Here is a 14,427-nt window from a genome sequence, read left to right on the forward strand (position 1 = left end):
GGAGGCTAGATCGATTTCAGTTATAATAATCCTGCAACGAACGCACTTCAAGCTGGCTCCCGCGTTGCGCAGAAATTGCCTGTGCAGCAGCCACGCTGGCTGCGGCGGTCGTGAAGTACGGCACCTTGCCGGTCAGGGCGGAAGCGCGGATCGACTGCGAGTCCTTCAGGCTCTGCCAACCTTCGGTGGTGTTGAAAATCAGCGCGATGTCGCCATCGACGATCTTGTCGACGATATGCGGACGGCCTTCCGCCACCTTGTTCACCAGCTCAACCGGCAGCCCGGCTTCACTCAGGTACTTGTGCGTGCCTGAGGTGGCGACGATGCGGAAGCCTTCCTTCACCAGGATCTGAACGGCAGGCAGGATAACCGGCTTGTCGCTGTCCTTCACCGACACGAACACCGTGCCGCTGTCCGGCAGGCGCATGCTGGCACCCAGCTGGGCCTTCAGGAACGCGCGCGGGAAGTCGGCATCGATACCCATCACTTCGCCGGTCGACTTCATTTCGGGGCTCAGCACCGGATCGACGCCGGGGAAGCGCGCGAAGGGGAATACCGCTTCCTTGACTGCCATGTACGGCAGTTCGCGCTTGAACGGCGGGAAGTCCGCCAGCTTTTCACCCGCCATCACGCGCGCGGCAATCTTGGCGACCGGCTGGCCCAGAGCCTTGGCGACGAAGGGCACCGTGCGCGATGCGCGCGGGTTCACTTCGATCAGGTAGACCTCGCCATCCTTCACCGCGAACTGGATGTTCATCAGGCCGCGCACATTGAGCCCGAACGCCAGCGCTTCGGCTTGACGCTCCATCTCGGCGATGGTTTCGGCCGGCAGGCTGTAAGGCGGCAGAGTGCAGGCGCTGTCGCCCGAGTGGATGCCCGCTTCCTCGATATGCTGCATCACGCCGGCCACGACGACTTGGTCGCCATCGCAAAGGGCGTCGACGTCGCACTCGATGGCGTCGCGCAGGTACTGGTCGATCAGCACCGGGCTGTCGCCGGAAACCTGCACGGCCGTGGCGATGTAGTCGTCAAGCTGCTGTTCGCTGTCGACGATCTCCATCGCGCGACCGCCAAGCACGTAGCTGGGGCGCATGAGGACCGGATAGCCGATGCGGTTGGCGACGTTCACCGCCTCGTCACGGCTGCGGGCAATGCCGTTGGCCGGCTGCTTGAGGCCCAGCTTCTCGACCAACGCCGAGAAACGCTCGCGGTCTTCGGCAAGGTCGATCGCATCGGGCGAGGTGCCCAGGATCGGAATGCCGGCGTCTTCCAGCGCCTGTGCCAGCTTCAGCGGGGTCTGGCCGCCGAACTGGACGATCACGCCGACCAGTTCGCCCTTCGACTGTTCGACGCGCAGGATTTCCAGCACGTCTTCGCCGGTCAGCGGCTCGAAGTAGAGGCGGTCGGACGTATCGTAGTCGGTCGACACCGTCTCCGGGTTGCAGTTGACCATGATGGTCTCGTAGCCGACTTCGGCAAGCGCGAAGCAGGCATGGACGCAGCAGTAGTCGAACTCGATGCCCTGGCCGATGCGGTTGGGGCCGCCGCCGAGGATCACGACCTTCCGGCGATCGGAAGGATTCGCCTCGTTCTCCGGCTCACCGAAGATCGGCGCTTCGTAGGTCGAGTACATGTAGGGCGTGATCGCCTCGAACTCGGCCGCGCAGGAGTCGATGCGCTTGAACACCGGGTGGACGCCCAGCTTCTCGCGCAGCGTGCGCACTTCGGCTTCGCTGGTGGCACCGGCCATGGCGCGCAGCGCGTCATGCACCAGGCCGGAGCTCTTGGCCTGGGTCTCGCCCATGCCGCCAGCCACGCCGACCGAGCGCACGGCCAGGGTGGCAAGGCGCTTGTCCGAGAAGCCCATCGCCTTCAGGCGACGCAGGCCCTGCGCATCGACCGGAAGGCCGTGCTTCATGACATTCGCCTCTTCGGCGATGATCTCTTCGATGTGGCGCAGGAACCACTTGTCGTAATGCGCAATGGCGTGGATCTCGTCGACCGAGAAACCTTCGCGGAAGGCCTGTGCGGCCACCAGCAGACGGTCCGGCGTCGCCTTGGACAGCGCGGCGGTGATCACGTCACGCCCGGCGCCTTCCAGCTCGACCACGCGGTTGAAACCGTCGAGGCCGGTTTCCAGGCCGCGCAGGGCCTTCTGCATCGATTCCTTGATGTTGCGGCCGATCGCCATGACTTCACCCACCGACTTCATCGCGGTGGTCAGGTCGTTCTTCGCGCCCTTGAACTTCTCGAAGGCGAAGCGCGGGATCTTGGTGACGACGTAGTCGATGGTCGGCTCGAACGCCGCCGGCGTGGCGCCGGTGATCTCGTTCATGATCTCGTCCAGCGTGAAGCCCACGGCCAGCTTTGCCGCGACACGCGCGATCGGGAAGCCGGTGGCCTTCGACGCCAGCGCCGACGAGCGCGAGACGCGCGGGTTCATCTCGATGACGATCAGGCGACCGTCCTTCGGATTGACCGCGAACTGCACGTTGGAACCGCCGGTCTCGACGCCGATCTCGCGCAGCACCTCGATCGAGGCGTTGCGCATGATCTGGTATTCCTTGTCGGTCAGCGTCAGCGCCGGGGCGACGGTGATCGAGTCGCCGGTGTGGACGCCCATCGGATCGACGTTCTCGATCGAGCAGATGATGATGCAGTTGTCGTGCTTGTCGCGCACGACTTCCATCTCATACTCCTTCCAGCCGAGCAGCAATTCCTCGATCAGCACTTCGGTGGTGGGAGAGGCATCGAGGCCGGAGCGGACGATCGCCTCGAACTCGGCCTTGTTGTAGGCGATGCCGCCGCCGGTGCCGCCCATTGTGAAGCTGGGACGGATGATCGAAGGCAGGCCGGTACGCTCCAGAACCGCGAACGCCTCGTCCATGGTGTGGGCCACGCCCGAACGGGCCGAGTTGAGCCCGATCTTGTCCATCGCATCGCGGAACCGCTGGCGATCCTCGGCCTTGTCGATGGCGTCGGCGTCCGCGCCGATCATCTGCACGCCGAACTTCTCCAGCGTGCCATCGTTGAACAGCGCCAACGCGCAGTTGAGCGCGGTCTGACCGCCCATCGTCGGGAGCACCGCATCCGGGCGCTCCTTCTCGATGATCTTGGCGACCACTTCCGGGGTGATCGGCTCAACATAAGTGGCGTCGGCCATGTCCGGGTCGGTCATGATCGTCGCCGGGTTCGAGTTCACCAGGACGACCCGGTAGCCCTCTTCCTTGAGCGCCTTGATCGCCTGCGTCCCCGAATAGTCGAATTCGCAGGCCTGGCCGATGATGATCGGGCCGGCGCCGATGACGAGGATCGAGGAGATGTCTGTGCGCTTGGGCATGGGCTGTCCTGGGGTGTCCTGTGTGTCTTGTATGTCGGACTGGCGGCCTAGGCCACCAGCTCGCCAAACGCCTTGTCCCAGTAATCCGGGCCTTCGGCTTTGGCTTGAAGAATGATCGGGTTGCTGTCCTGCTCCTCGCGGATCACCGCGCGGTATCGGTCAGCCTGAAACTGGTGCATCGAACCGCCGTACTCGCCCTCCGTGGTCGACCAGGCGCCCGTTTCGAGCATCCGGTCGATGAAGGTCTTGCCGGCTTCCTTCGAATGCTTGCGCACCTTGGGGCCGAACTTGCGAACGGCTACCGAGACTTTGTCCTCGAAGATGAGCTGCAGTTCACCGTAAGGGTAGAACCGCGGCGCAACCGAGAGTTCGGCAGCCTGTCCGGCAATATAGTAAGCGAGCATGTGGTCGATAAGGTCGGTCATTGCATGGCACCTTGCTTTGCTTGGGTTTCCGGCGCGAAGGCCGGGCTCCCGTCTGCATAGGCAAAGTGCGATACCGGGTCGAAAGCTCGCTGGGCCGCATCGGCAATGATCGCCGATGCGGGGTGCGGCACGAATGCCGCCAGAAGCGCCCGACCCGTTGCGCCCATCAGGCCAGCATCCCCACGAACTTCTCGAAGAGGTAGAAGCTGTCCTGCGGGCCGGGGCTCGCTTCGGGGTGATACTGCACGCCGAAGGCCTTCTTGCCCTTGATCGAGATGCCGCAGTTCGAACCGTCGAACAGCGAGACGTGCGTCTCTTCCACGTTCTCCGGCAAGGTCTGGTTGTCGACAGCGAAGCCGTGGTTCATCGAGGTAATCTCGACGACGGCGTCGTCCAGGCGTTTCACCGGGTGGTTGGCGCCGCGATGGCCCTGATGCATCTTCGAGGTCTTGGCGCCGGCCGCTAGGCCGAGCATCTGGTGACCAAGGCAGATGCCGAAGATCGGCACGTCGCGCTCCAGCAGCGAGCGGATCACCGGCACGGCATATTCGCCGGTCGCCGCCGGATCGCCCGGGCCGTTCGAGAGGAACACGCCCGCCGGCTCCAGCGCGAGGATCGCGTCGAAGGAGGTTTCGGCAGGCACCACGGTAACGCGCGCGCCGGCCTTCACCAGGTTGCGGAAGATGTTGTCCTTGGCGCCGTAGTCGATCGCGACCACGTGCGGCAGGGCATCGCCCTCAGCGCCACCGAAGCCCTGGCCGAGTTCCCAGGTAGAGCCTTCCCAGCCCTCCTGGATCTCGCGGCTGACGATCTTGGCAAGGTCCATGCCTTCCAGGCCCGGCCATTCCTGCGCACGCTTGATCAGCGCGGGAATGTCGAATTCGCCTTCCGGGTTATGGGCGATCACCGCGTTGGGCGCGCCCTGAAGGCGGATGCGGCGGGTCAGCGCGCGGGTATCTACCCCGGCAAGACCAACCTTGCCCTTGGCGGCAAGCCAATCGCCGAACTCACCGGCAGAGCGGAAGTTCGAAGGCAGGGTCACATCCTCGCGGACGACGCAGCCGACAGCGCCATCGACCTTGGATTCGAGATCCTCGTCGTTGACACCGACATTGCCGATGTGAGGGAAAGTGAAGGTGACGATCTGGCCCGCGTAGGACGGATCAGTCATCACTTCCTGATATCCGGTCATCGCGGTGTTGAAGCAGACTTCGCCGACTGCTTCGCCGACGGCTCCAAAGCCGCGGCCCCAGACCACGTGTCCATCGCTCAGGACGAGAACGCCTGTCGCCCCTTCAGGTTTGGGCGCAAGCGTATATGCGGCGTCGGCCATGGTGGGTCGCTCCGTTTACGGCGTTTCTGACTATGTGTGCTAAGGCCCGCCCGCTAGACAGGGTTGTGCACCGCGTCAAGGCGGCAAGGGTGCAAAATGCCGCGCGGCTTGCTAGTTTTGCGGCACGATATCCCTCCAACTCTATCAGAACAGCAGGAAACCAATGCTTCGTGATTCGATCAAGGCCGCCCAGATCACTGCGATGAAGGCTGGCGACAAGCCGCGCCTCGCCGCGGTCCGACTCATCCTTGCCAAGGTCAAGGACCGCGACATCGAACTGCGCACCGCCGATTCTCTTCCGGACGACGATGCCATGATCATCGACGTGCTGCAGAAGATGGTGAAGCAGCGCCGCGAATCGATCCAGCTGTTCGAGGAAGGCGGTCGACCGGAGAAGGCTGCGGAAGAAAAAGCCGAGCTGGAAGTGATCGAGACGTTCCTCCCCGCCCAGCTCTCCGAGGAAGAGACCAAGGCCCTGATCGAGGCGATCAAGGCCGAAGTCGGCGCCGAAAGCATGAAGGACATGGGCAAGGTCGTCGCCGCGCTGAAGGCGCGCCACGGCACCCAGCTCGACATGGGCAAGGCTTCGGGCTGGGTGAAGGCGGCACTGGCCTGACCTGACACGATATCGGGCGGCAGGACCGTGCTTACCCCTCAATGGCTTGACCAGCTTCGCACGCGGATCACCCTGTCTGCGCTGATCGGTCGCTCGACCCGCCTCACAAAGGCGGGGCGCGAGTTCAAGGCCTGCTGCCCGTTTCACAACGAGAAGTCTCCCAGCTTTACGGTCAACGACGAAAAGGGCTTCTATCACTGCTTTGGCTGCGGCGCACATGGAGATGCGATCCGCTGGATGACCGACCATCAAGGCCTGTCGTTCATGGACGCGGTCAAGGAACTGGCGGCCGAGGCGGGGATGGATGTCCCTGCCCCCGATCCGCGCGCGGCCAAGGCGGCGGAGAAGCGCGATACCCTTCATGACGTGATGGCCGCCGCGCAAGGCTGGTTCGTTCAGAACCTGTCCTCGCCCGGCGGTGAAGCGGCGCGCGCCTACCTCGGCACGCGTGGCTTCGATGCGCATACTCTCCAGCGCTTCGGCTTCGGCTTTGCCCCCGAAGGCCGACAGGCGATGAAGGAGGCGCTCGGCAAGTTTCCCGAGGCGATGCTGATCGAGGCGGGCCTGCGGATCGAAGTGGAAAACCGCGATCCCTACGACCGATTCCGCGGCCGCCTGATGCTGCCGATCGAGGACGCCCGCGGACGCGTCATCGCGTTCGGCGGGCGCATCCTCACCAAGGAGAAGACGGATGCACCGAAGTATCTGAATTCCCCCGACACTCCCCTCTTCGACAAGGGCCGCACGCTCTACAACCTGCACCGCGCCGCGCCTGCCGCGCGCCAGTCCGGCCGGATGGTGGTGGTGGAAGGCTACATGGACGTGGTTGCGATGGCGGCGGCAGGAATCGGCGAATGCGTCGCTCCGCTGGGTACCGCCCTGACCGAACAGCAGATCGAGATGTTGTGGCGCCATGTCGAAATGCCCGTTCTCTGCTTTGACGGCGACGCCGCCGGCCAGCGCGCGGCGATGCGCGCCGTCACCCGCGCCCTGCCCTTGTTGCGCCCTGCCCATTCCCTGCGAATCGTGCGCCTGCCCGAGGGGCTGGACCCCGACGACCTCATCAAGCAGCGCGGTGCGCGGGCGATGGAAGAGACGTTGGGCTCGGCAAAAAGCCTGATCGAAGTATTGTGGGAAGTGGAGCGCGATGCCCAACCATTGACCACGCCGGAAGACAAGGCCGGCCTCAAGGCCCGCCTGATGGCGCATGTCGATGCCATCCAGCACCCCGATATCGCCAGCCTCTACCGCCGCGAATTGCAGGATCGCTATTCGGAATTCGCGTTCCCCAAGCGTGAAAGCCGTTGGCAGCAGGGTGGCGGCAGCGGAGGTGGCGGCGGGGGCCAGTTCCGCCCTAATCCGCAGCGCGGCGGCGGACGCGGCAACTTCCAGAAAGGCCGCTGGAGCCCGATTCCCGAATCCGATCCCGAATCGCTCGAACGCCTGCGCCGCGCCATGGCGGGCGGCGCGCGCGATGCCCTGTCGTCCGCGATTCTTGCCGGGCTGATCCAGTGGCCCGAACAGATCGCGCGCCACGCCGAAGCGCTGGCACGCACCCCGGGCCTCGATCCGCGCTTCGGCTTGCTGCTCGATTGCCACGATGTGAGCCATCGTGTGCACGAACCGCTTGAAAGCGATAGTCTTGCTACCATATTGACGAACAACGGCCTGGAGATCCCCGGCACCGCAGAATACTCAGGATTGCGCTTCGGGTTCCTGAATCCCGATACCGGCGCGGACCAGGCGGCAGAGGATTTGGCCCAGGCGATCGATCTCTTGGTGGAGCGTCCGGTATTGGAAGCGGCATTGGCGCAAGCGACGGCCCGGTTCGAAAGCGAACTGTCGGAAGAAGCCTTTGCCGAACAGCAGCGTCTGCTCAAGAGAAAGCTGGAATTTGACAGTCGTCTCAGGCAAATGGCGACAAGACAGGCGGCTTCTTCCTGATGGTATAATCGGGATGAATGCACGGGGACCACGGCGAAGAATGAGCAAGAACGACAACACCGGCGACACCAACGACGATGCGCCGCTGATCGACCTCAACGAAGCGTCGATCAAGAAGCTGATCGCCCGTGCCAAGCGTCGGGGCGTCATCACTGTTGACGAACTGAACGAGGCCCTGCCCCAGGACCAGATGTCCACCGACCAGATCGAGGACATCATGGCGGCCATCTCCGAGATGGGCGTCAACATCGTCGAAAGCGACGAAGACGCCGATGGTCAGGCCGATTCGGACGACGATGTCGAGGAAGTCGATTCCGACGACTCCGCACCGCGCATGGTCGTGGACGCGAAGAAGAAGGAAACGGTGGAGCGCACCGACGATCCCGTGCGCATGTACCTGCGCGAAATGGGCGCCGTCGAATTGCTCAGCCGCGAAGGCGAAATCGCCATCGCCAAGCGGATCGAATCCGGCCGTGACATGATGATCCTGGGCCTCTGCGAGAGCCCGATCACTTTCCACGCGATCATCCAGTGGTCCGAAGCGCTCAACAACGGCGAGATGCAGCTGCGCGAGATCCTTGATCTCGATGCGATGCTGTCCAAGGAGCCGGCGCCCGAAAGCCTCAACGAGGATGGCGAGAGCGACGACGACGAGATCAGCGAGAAGACCGCCGGCCCCTCGTTCAAGGAAGAGGACGAGGTAGAGGAAGACAATTCCGAAGAAGTCGACGAAGACGGCAACCCGATTCCGAAGCGCGAAGCCGAGGAAGAGGAAGAGGACAACACCCTCAGCCTTGCTCAGATGGAAGCGGCCCTCAAGCCCGAAGCGCTTGAGAAGTTCCTGCTCATCACCGAGCTGTTCCAGGCTTTCGAGCGCCTGCAGTCGGAGCGTCTAGACGCGCTGGCGCTGGGCATCGACTTCCCGGCCGCCAAGGAAGAACAGTACCAGTCGCTGCGCGAGGAACTGACCGCGCAAGTGGAATCGGTGAAGTTTCACGCGACCAAGATCGAATTTCTGGTCGACAACCTCTACGCCTTCAACCGCCGCCTGACCGCCCTTGGCGGCCAGATGCTGCGTCTGGCAGAGCGTCACAAGGTCAAGCGTGCCGACTTCCTTGAGACCTATGTAGGTCGCGAGTTGGACGACACCTGGCTCACCGACATGTCCAAGAAGGACAAGAAGTGGGCCGCTTTCGCCGAAAGCGAAGCCGACTCGGTCGAACGCATCCGTTCGGAAGTTTCGGACATCGCCGCCGCTACCGGCATGGCGCTTCCCGAATTCCGCCGCATCGTCAACATGGTCCAGAAGGGGGAGCGCGAAGCGCGCATCGCCAAGAAGGAAATGGTCGAGGCGAACCTGCGTCTGGTGATCTCGATCGCCAAGAAGTACACGAACCGCGGCCTGCAGTTCCTGGACCTTATCCAGGAAGGCAACATCGGCCTGATGAAGGCGGTCGACAAGTTCGAGTACCGCCGCGGCTACAAGTTCTCGACTTACGCCACCTGGTGGATTCGTCAGGCGATCACGCGTTCCATCGCGGATCAGGCCCGCACGATCCGTATTCCGGTGCACATGATCGAAACGATCAACAAGCTGGTCCGCACCAGCCGTCAGTTCCTGCACGAGCAGGGCCGCGAGCCCACGCCCGAGGAAATGGCCGAGCGTCTGTCGATGCCGCTCGAAAAGGTGCGCAAGGTGATGAAGATCGCCAAGGAGCCGATCAGCCTCGAAACGCCGATCGGCGACGAGGAAGATTCGCACCTGGGCGACTTCATCGAGGACAAGAACGCGATCATCCCGGTGGACGCGGCGATCCAGGCGAACCTCAAGGAAACGGTCACCCGCGTCCTTGCCTCGCTCACCCCGCGTGAGGAACGCGTGCTGCGCATGCGTTTCGGCATCGGCATGAACACCGACCATACGCTAGAGGAAGTGGGCCAGCAGTTCTCGGTCACCCGCGAACGTATCCGCCAGATCGAGGCGAAGGCACTGCGCAAGCTCAAGCACCCCAGCCGCAGTCGCAAGATGCGCTCGTTCCTCGACCAGTAAGCCACCGGAATCGAGAGACTTTCAAAACGCCCGCAACCCCGGTTGCGGGCGTTTTAATTTGCACCTGATCTCCCCGCCGCATAGCGAAGCGAACCACCGCGCGTCCGCGTGGTTCGAACGGGGGAAATACCTGATGTTCCGTGCTTCTTGCGCAGCGGCCGTTCTCGGCCTTTCCGCTCTTGCCATCGCCGCTCCGGCGCAAGCCCAGTCGGCACCTTCTCCGGCCAATTCGCAGCCTGTCGATCAAGGGCGTCTAGCGGTCGCACACGATATCGTCACGCTGGCATGGCCGCCCGAACAGCGCGATGCGATGATGCAGAAGCTGCTGACGGTGATTAGCGCCCAGTTCAAATCCGGTGCCCCGATAGACACCATTCACGATGCCGGCCTCAGGCAGATCATGAACGATTACTTCAATTCGATCCCAGAGCTTCTGAAGCCGGCCGTCAGTGCATTCCTGCCCAAGCAGATGGATGCCATCGCCAAGGCCTATGCCCGCAAGTTCACCCTGACGGAGCTGCAGGACGTTCGGACATTCGCCCAGACGCCCAGCGGCTCCCGCTTCCTGCAGCAAAGCATGGAAGTGATGTCGGATCCTGATGTCGCCGCCGTAAACACCGCCTACTTCAAGGACGTGACCGTACTTTCGCAGCAGATTTCCCTCGATCTCAAGACCAAGGTGGAAGCCTACCTGAAGACGCACCCACAGGCTGTACCCAAAAGCTGATCAGCCTGCTCAACGCCGACCAGTGTTCTTGCGCTGGTCGGTATAGGCCGCGACCGTAGGCGCCGGCGCGTCAAGACGAACCCACAGCGAAACCGCGATCGCCGCCAGCATCAGCAGCACCGCCAGCGTTCGTGACCCGCGCAACGAAAACGGTGGACGCAAAGGCACCAGTGCACATGCGGCGATCGCCAGCGGCAGCACGGCAACCGCCGGCATCGTCGGCCCCACCGCCTGCAGCAGCGAATAGCCCAGCATGAGCGCGTATCCCGTCACCACACCGGCAACCACCACGCCAGCGGCTCGCGCCAAGCTGTCGGGGCCAAACGCGCGCAGCAGCGCCACCGCGCCGCCCAGCAACAGCGGCACCGCCAGAACATAGGCCGCCGTGGGCGCGAAAGCCTGAAACGCCGTTCCCGCCACCAGCACCGGCAGCACCAGCCCCGCCTCACCCGCGACACCGTCCGGCTTCCTGCCCAGCACGATCAGGGCAACGGCAATGCTCGCGCAAAACGCCATGATCTGCAGCCTGGGTATCGCGGCAAGCCGGTCGTAGTAATTCACCAGGCTTCCATTCGACAGCATGTTGAGCAGAACCAACACGCCCGCCGTCGCCACGATCAGGCCCAGCATCCGCGCCGCGCCGCCAAGGAAAGCACGCCCCTCAAAGCGGCGTAGCGCCAAAGTGCCATAGCCCACGAAGCCCACCGCCAGCATCGCCCAACCCCACCACGCCGCATAGTGCACGGCGAACAGGCCGAACACGTCGAAGAACACGATGTCAGGGGACTTGCCGGGCAGTTCCGGCGCCTTGGCCATCGTCCGCGCCAGCCCCAGGGTCTGTTCGCCCATCTGCTGCAGCGAACCGCGATCGAGATTGACCGGCGTCGCCATCGGCGAATGGTAGAGCCCCGGCCGACCGATGAATGCAAAGTTCCACGCCGCGTAGCCATGCGGCAGCGCCACCGTCAGGTCTGTGTCGTTGGGCAGCACGCTGTAGATGAATGTCGCCAGCGAAGTTCCGGCCGGGTGCGGCGCGGTCGCCGCCCAAAGCCGCGCAACATCGCCGTTCATCGCCGAAGTCTGGAACAGGTTGGCCTTGCCCCCACCCCCGCGCGTTTCCAGATTGATCAAAGCGCCGATCCGCTTCGCCTCCGGCGCCTGCCCGAAGAACAGCTTCGCACCGTTGAGCCCGGCTTCCTCGCCATCGGTGAGGATGACGATCACGTCGCGCCGGCGATCGCGATCCTGCGAAAGGGCGCGCATCGTCTCCAGGATCGAGGCGACGCCCGCACCATCGTCGGCCGCTGCGGAAGAGCCCCAGACGCTGTCGTAATGGGCCATCAGCGCCACCGCCGGCAGGTCCCGATCCTTGCCGGGCAGCACGGCGACTATGTTGACCAGCGGAATCTGCGCCATCTGCGCACCGCTGCGGTGGTTCAGAACGTCCCGCGCGTCCGCAGGAAAAAGGGCCTCCTGCGTATGTACCGCCATACCGAAGGCGCCGAGTCGGTCCATCAGATAGCCGCGCAACGCTGAAAGCTGCGGCGATCCGCTTGGGTGCGGGGCACGCCCGATCTCGGCCACATCGGTCATGACCCGGCCGACGGCAAAGGCCTCTTCCGGTGCGGTGGACGGCGCGGGCGAAGGCGGCGTGGTTCCCACTATCGCAAGGACGACCGCCAGAAGCAGTGAAACGATCAGAAGCTTTGCCGACTTCACCGCTAACCTCTTCGCAGAAAGGGAGAACATCCGTCCTGCAGCCATGACTGTCAATCACAGGGGCCGAACAGGCCACACTCCCGCTGGTTCGAATGCAGCATAGGTGCGCCAACCCGATGCCGCCTCCCGCGAATTTCTTCGGAAATCCCCTTTGAATGCCCCACTTCCGGCAATTGCAAACCGGCATGTCAACAATGGTGGCATTGCGACGAACTCACGACTAAGGGGGTGCGCAAACGACTCCCCGCATCAGGACAGGCAAACCGATCCCATGCGCATTGCGATTGCTTCAGACCACGCCGCCGTCGACCTCAAGGCGACCCTGCGTGAATACCTCATCGAAATCGGCCACGAAGTTGCCGATCTCGGCCCCGAAACCGCCGACCGCGTCGACTATCCCGATTATGGCTACAAGCTGGCCTCGGTCGTTGCCGATGGCACCGCCCAGTTCGGCGTCGCACTCTGCGGTTCGGGCATCGGCATCTCGATCGCCGTGAACCGCGACCCGGCCTGCCGCTGCGCGCTCGTCTCCGAGCCGCTTTCGGCCGCGCTGGCGCGTGAGCACAACGATGCCAACGTCATCGCCATGGGCGCCCGCCTGACCGGCGAAGACATGGCCAAGGCCTGCCTCGATGCCTTCCTTTCGACCGAGTTCGGTGGCGGACGCCACGCCGGCCGCGTCGAAAAGCTTTCCAACCCCGTCTTCTGAAACGGAGAAGCCCGAACATGACTGTAGAAACCGCCATCCGTTCCGCCGGCTTCTTCACTGACGGCGTTGCCGACAGCGACCCCGCCGTCGCCAAGGCCATCGGCCACGAACTGAAGCGTGAGCGCAAGCAGATCGAACTGATCGCCTCGGAAAACATCGTTTCCAAGGCCGTGCTGGAAGCCCAGGGCTCGGTACTGACCAACAAGTATGCCGAAGGCTACCCCGGCAAGCGTTACTACCAGGGCTGCGAGCCTTCGGACGAAGTCGAGACGCTGGCCATCGAACGCGCCAAGCAGCTGTTCGACTGCGGTTTCGCCAACGTCCAGCCCCACTCGGGCGCGCAGGCCAACGGCGCGGTTCTCCTCGCCACCGTGAAGCCCGGCGACACCATCATGGGCATGAGCCTCGATGCCGGTGGCCACCTTACCCATGGCGCCCGGGCCGCGCTTTCGGGCAAGTGGTTCAAGGCCGTGCAGTACGGCGTGACCAAGGACACCCACCTGATCGACTACGATGAGGTTGAGGCCCTGGCCAAGGAACACCAGCCCAAGCTGATCATCGCGGGTGGCTCCGCCTATCCGCGCGTGATCGACTTCAAGCGTATGCGCGAGATCGCCGATGCCGTGGGCGCGCTGTTCCAGGTCGACATGGCGCATTTCGCCGGCCTCGTCGCCGCTGGCCTGCACCCCTCGCCCTTCCCGCACGCGCACATCGCCACCACCACCACGCACAAGACGCTGCGCGGCCCGCGTGGCGGCATGATCCTCACCAATGACGAGGCGCTGGCCAAGAAGATCAACTCGGCGGTGTTCCCCGGCCTTCAGGGCGGCCCGCTGATGCACGTCGTCGCCGCCAAGGCCGTCGCCTTCGGTGAAGCGCTGCGCCCCGAGTTCAAGGATTACGCTGCGCGTGTGATCGAGAACGCACAGGTCCTCGCCGCAACGCTCAAGGAGCGTGGCGCCGCGATCGTTTCGGGCGGCACCGACACCCACCTCGCCCTGATCGACCTCTCGCCACTGGGCGTTACCGGCAAGGACGCGGATGAGGCGCTGGAACGTGCGGGCATCACCTGCAACAAGAACGGCATCCCCTTCGATCCGCTGCCGCCGATGAAGACCAGCGGCATCCGTGTCGGCTCGCCTGCCGGCACCACCCGCGGTTTCGGTCCGGAAGAATTCCGCGAAATCGGCAACATGGTTGCCGACGTGCTGGACGGCCTTGCCAAGTGCGGCGAAGCGGGCGACGCTCAGGTGGAGCAGAACGTGCGCGCGCGCGTTGAGGCTCTGTGTGATCGATTCCCGATCTACGAGGACTGATTCAGGAGCCTTGGTGCCATGACCGACCCCGACCGCCCCAACGACACCGGTGACTTCATTGCCGACGCACGCCACGAGCTTGCCGGCATGTTGCAGGATGGCCTTGACCATCCATCGACCAAGCCGGTGCTGATCTGGGGCGCGGCGGGGGCGGTCGCCGGCGCCGTGCTGCCGTTCGTCTCGATCCCGCTGGGCCTTGCGGTCGGCGCGGGATACCAGTTCTACAAGCGCGTGCGCCCCTGAGCACA

General features: G+C 63.9%; 11 protein-coding genes. 7 read left to right on the forward strand and 4 right to left on the reverse strand.

Annotation, left to right across the window (positions count from 1 at the left end):
* Positions 1 to 16: 16 nt before the first annotated feature.
* The 3 genes from carB to carA all read right to left on the reverse strand — a co-directional run bounded on the left by carB (position 17) and on the right by carA (position 5,098).
* Entirely contained in the window at positions 17 to 3,340 is a 3,324-nt protein-coding gene (carB, locus tag WBP06_RS07615) for a carbamoyl-phosphate synthase large subunit (RefSeq protein WP_395333431.1), read from the reverse strand.
* Positions 3,341 to 3,387: 47 nt separating this feature from the next.
* Complete coding sequence (locus tag WBP06_RS07620) at positions 3,388 to 3,765, reverse strand: hypothetical protein (RefSeq protein WP_395333433.1); 378 nt, start codon at positions 3,763 to 3,765, stop codon at positions 3,388 to 3,390.
* A gap of 166 nt (positions 3,766 to 3,931) precedes the next feature.
* Positions 3,932 to 5,098: a glutamine-hydrolyzing carbamoyl-phosphate synthase small subunit gene (carA, locus tag WBP06_RS07625; protein WP_395333435.1), complete on the reverse strand. Its 1,167-nt coding sequence runs from the start codon at positions 5,096 to 5,098 to the stop codon at positions 3,932 to 3,934.
* A 163-nt stretch (positions 5,099 to 5,261) separates the two neighbouring features.
* On the opposite strand from carA, the gene WBP06_RS07630 reads away from it, so the two are divergent.
* From WBP06_RS07630 to WBP06_RS07645, 4 genes are all read left to right on the forward strand, one after another.
* Complete coding sequence (locus tag WBP06_RS07630; protein ID WP_395333437.1) at positions 5,262 to 5,714, forward strand: GatB/YqeY domain-containing protein; 453 nt, start codon at positions 5,262 to 5,264, stop codon at positions 5,712 to 5,714.
* 27 nt (positions 5,715 to 5,741) lie between these two features.
* The gene (gene dnaG, locus WBP06_RS07635) at positions 5,742 to 7,658 is read left to right on the forward strand and encodes a DNA primase (RefSeq protein WP_395333439.1); all 1,917 of its coding nucleotides are present in this window, start codon (positions 5,742 to 5,744) and stop codon (positions 7,656 to 7,658) included.
* Between the two features lie 40 nt (positions 7,659 to 7,698).
* On the forward strand, positions 7,699 to 9,708 hold the full coding sequence (rpoD, locus tag WBP06_RS07640) for an RNA polymerase sigma factor RpoD (protein WP_395333441.1): 2,010 nt from the start codon (positions 7,699 to 7,701) through the stop codon (positions 9,706 to 9,708).
* 133 nt (positions 9,709 to 9,841) lie between these two features.
* On the forward strand, positions 9,842 to 10,435 hold the full coding sequence (locus WBP06_RS07645) for a DUF2059 domain-containing protein (protein ID WP_395333443.1): 594 nt from the start codon (positions 9,842 to 9,844) through the stop codon (positions 10,433 to 10,435).
* A gap of 9 nt (positions 10,436 to 10,444) precedes the next feature.
* Here the strand turns inward: WBP06_RS07645 and WBP06_RS07650 are convergent, their stop codons facing one another.
* Positions 10,445 to 12,154, reverse strand: a complete 1,710-nt coding sequence (locus WBP06_RS07650) for a M28 family peptidase (RefSeq protein WP_395333445.1) — start codon at positions 12,152 to 12,154, stop codon at positions 10,445 to 10,447.
* A gap of 271 nt (positions 12,155 to 12,425) precedes the next feature.
* Here WBP06_RS07650 and rpiB point away from each other — a divergent pair, with 271 nt between their 5' ends.
* Genes rpiB through WBP06_RS07665 form a run of 3 tightly spaced genes read left to right on the forward strand, consistent with a single transcriptional unit; the run spans position 12,426 to position 14,422 of the window.
* Positions 12,426 to 12,863, forward strand: coding sequence for a ribose 5-phosphate isomerase B (rpiB, locus tag WBP06_RS07655; RefSeq protein ID WP_395333447.1), 438 nt, complete (start codon positions 12,426 to 12,428; stop codon positions 12,861 to 12,863).
* 17 nt (positions 12,864 to 12,880) lie between these two features.
* Positions 12,881 to 14,179, forward strand: a complete 1,299-nt coding sequence (glyA, locus tag WBP06_RS07660; RefSeq protein ID WP_395333449.1) for a serine hydroxymethyltransferase — start codon at positions 12,881 to 12,883, stop codon at positions 14,177 to 14,179.
* Positions 14,180 to 14,197: 18 nt separating this feature from the next.
* Entirely contained in the window at positions 14,198 to 14,422 is a 225-nt protein-coding gene (locus WBP06_RS07665; protein ID WP_395333452.1) for a hypothetical protein, read from the forward strand.
* The last annotated feature ends 5 nt before the right edge of the window (positions 14,423 to 14,427 follow it).

The organism is Novosphingobium mississippiense (assembly GCF_044029535.1).
GTDB lineage: Bacteria > Pseudomonadota > Alphaproteobacteria > Sphingomonadales > Sphingomonadaceae > Novosphingobium.

Coding starts and splice junctions, on each gene's coding strand:
- glyA (WP_395333449.1), top strand. CDS start 12,881: ATGACTGTAGAAACCGCCATCCGTTCCGCCGGCTTCTTCACTGACGGC.
- WBP06_RS07665 (WP_395333452.1), top strand. CDS start 14,198: ATGACCGACCCCGACCGCCCCAACGACACCGGTGACTTCATTGCCGAC.
- rpoD (WP_395333441.1), top strand. CDS start 7,699: ATGAGCAAGAACGACAACACCGGCGACACCAACGACGATGCGCCGCTG.
- carB (WP_395333431.1), bottom strand. CDS start 3,340: ATGCCCAAGCGCACAGACATCTCCTCGATCCTCGTCATCGGCGCCGGC.
- WBP06_RS07620 (WP_395333433.1), bottom strand. CDS start 3,765: ATGACCGACCTTATCGACCACATGCTCGCTTACTATATTGCCGGACAG.
- WBP06_RS07630 (WP_395333437.1), top strand. CDS start 5,262: ATGCTTCGTGATTCGATCAAGGCCGCCCAGATCACTGCGATGAAGGCT.
- carA (WP_395333435.1), bottom strand. CDS start 5,098: ATGGCCGACGCCGCATATACGCTTGCGCCCAAACCTGAAGGGGCGACA.
- rpiB (WP_395333447.1), top strand. CDS start 12,426: ATGCGCATTGCGATTGCTTCAGACCACGCCGCCGTCGACCTCAAGGCG.
- WBP06_RS07645 (WP_395333443.1), top strand. CDS start 9,842: ATGTTCCGTGCTTCTTGCGCAGCGGCCGTTCTCGGCCTTTCCGCTCTT.